The organism is Cyclobacterium qasimii M12-11B (assembly GCF_000427295.1).
Classification (GTDB): Bacteria; Bacteroidota; Bacteroidia; order Cytophagales; family Cyclobacteriaceae; genus Cyclobacterium; species Cyclobacterium qasimii.
This window is the reverse complement of sequence record NZ_ATNM01000113.1, coordinates 1-2,594: the sequence shown is the minus strand read 5'-3', so window position 1 is coordinate 2,594 and position 2,594 is coordinate 1. Positions and strand designations below refer to the sequence as shown.

Genomic DNA, 2,594 nt, shown 5'->3' with positions numbered 1-2,594 from the left:
TTTATTATTCTATCAAAGTTTGAATACCAGTATTACTTGAGTTCAATAATTATTGAAAGTGTATTTAACTGTAATTAAAGATCACAAGAATAGAAAATGAATCATGCCTAAAAATTGGTGGATTGAGAATAAAATAATTTTTTTCTTGAAATAGAAATTGGAAGAAAAGGGATTTTTAAGATTTCTTTTACCAGCAGGTTTGCCTGACTAGCTTAGATTAACTTCTTCTAAGTTTAAGGACGATGATTACTGTATTTATTTAGTGGCGCAAAATATTCATCCTTATTAGCTACTAGGTAAAAAAAGTCACCTTCAAGGTTGTCTAAGATTAAAAGAGTATTCAAAATTTCACTCTTCGTGTAAAAGCACGTTTCTTAAAAATGGATAAATGGAAATGAATCAGTGAGGAGCGACGTTGATAGAAACTGGGAAATGACACCAGATAGTACACAAATCACAGCTGAATCCCCGTTTTTTTTAAGTCGAATGGCTGGATTCTATTTCCTGAAAATCCAGAAATGCATCTCAATTTTATAGTAACAGGACTTCCCAAGGGAAATTGTATGCGGCAGTAATCAATAAATGGCTAAAAGAAAGGCAACTTGGTGGCTCTGATGAAGGGAACGAATAGTGAAATTGTAGAAGCTATACTCCGTCGATTACCTGAAGTAAAGCAAAATAATGTAATAGAAGTGGCCTTGACATGACTGGAAACTTTCTTACCAGGCCGTTGAAGAAATGAGAATCTCTCATAGATGGAACGCCTTTGAAGATCAGAAGTAAGAAATACTATAATAAAGCAAAGAATAAAAAAGTCATTTGCTTCAGACCAACTTGAAAACGGAGATACTTAAAAGCCATATTTACCAAAAGGGAAGCATTCTCTTTTAAAAAGAAAAATAAAAGGACAGTATTTAAAGCTCCCCTTGCCGAAATACTTTTTAATCGCTATCCTGACTTGGAAAGAGCCTACAAACTTCCTAGGTCATTAGCTAGGTTCAACCAAACGAGCAAAGTAATAAGGTGTAGCTTTAACGAAACTGTATCAATGGTACAAAGGGGTAGTACAAGAAGGTTTTATATTATTCAACACAGTATATAGAACCATAAAAATCACTACACTTAAAACCTTATCTTTTTTGATAAGCGTAGCACCAATGCCTCATCCGAATCATTAGTGCAAAAATAACGGCTTTCAGGATTCAATTCAGAGGAGTTACCAACATACAATTTCCGCCATTTAGATTTTCAATAATTTTGGTGAAATTAATAGCTGCAGGTTTTCAGACTGGTTTCTTTTTTACCAGGGGATAAAATCCCATTTCAAAATCCACTCAACTCATTTAAGGTTTACAGGCTTTTTTGGCTAATTCTAATCTTCCAATTAGGATTATGAGAATACCGTTGTCAGTTGCGCCATTTTCTTTATTATTAATATAGTATAGGGATTTATTATGCTATGCAAAATAGGACTCGATTCACTTTGATTGGTAAGACTCAAGATTTTGGTTCTCCTATAAACTTAGGCATTTTATTTGATAGCATTTATAAGCCTGAGTTTGGTATAGGACAAACTTATATAAATAACCAAGTTCTCGCTGCGAACCCTTTTTGGATTTATAGAGCAGCAATTAGGGACTTGACAGATACAGTATTTTTGCTGTTTTCATTGCTCAAAAATACGATAATCCCAGGGCTGAACATTTTTAATTAAAACTGGTTGAACTCAAGTTGGTATTCACAAGTCAAGGATTAAGTGTAGGATCGAAGAACTAGAAAAGTGCTTGTATCGGTAATAAGACAATCGGGAGTAAGACAGTATTGTTGCTTTACTTATGATTAATAGTGGACAAGTTCAATCCAGGTAATTCTATTTGGCTTTGTGAAAAAGGCAATCCAACCTTAAATAATCTAATGTCTAAAAAATGACACCATCTTTTCATATAAGCATGGAAAAGGAGGTGGTGTCATTTTAGTAGGGCGGCACTTCTCCCGGAATGGAGTCCTTCTGAAAGAAGATGTTTTACTCAATTCTATATATCGCGGGAATGGTACCTGTAAGCGATTTGAAGTTGCGTTCTATATTACTTTCTTAAGGAGGTACAGAGAACACCTTCTAATAAGAAAATTAAGGAGTCACGTCAAATGCCTTTTAAGGTCTAAGGCCTAATTTAGGAAGGGGTGCTGAAAGATTAATGGACTGCCTTCTTCTGGATCGTCCCACTAGTATCTATAATAGGTATTTAATCTGTGGTAGGTAAGTGTCGCCAGACTTACTGATGGATGGGGGTGGAGTAGTTTGCTGGACTTCCATCTAAAAGCTGTCAATTAGGTTGCTTCGCCATAAGGAAAACTTGCAGATACTATTATGACTATAGATGATCTCCTCTTTAATAGAAAATTCCTCTTTCTATATAGCATTAGGAATAGCGGTGGCTCCCACGAGTTGTCGATTCGTTACACCTTTAGGAATTACAAACTGGGTAAAAAGCGAGACAGGGATATCCCAGGGTTTAAATATTGAGGGTAGAAATGTTTTTGTGGTTGATTATCAGTTGTTTTATGTATTTAAGTGGTTTTTCTTTGATGTTGGT

At 35.0% G+C, this 2,594-nt stretch carries 1 protein-coding gene; it reads left to right on the top strand.

Annotation, left to right across the window (positions count from 1 at the left end):
- Window positions 1-2,378: 2,378 nt before the first annotated feature.
- On the top strand, window positions 2,379-2,594 hold a 216-nt coding region (locus ADICYQ_RS28620; RefSeq protein ID WP_040416254.1), incomplete at its 3' end, for a hypothetical protein.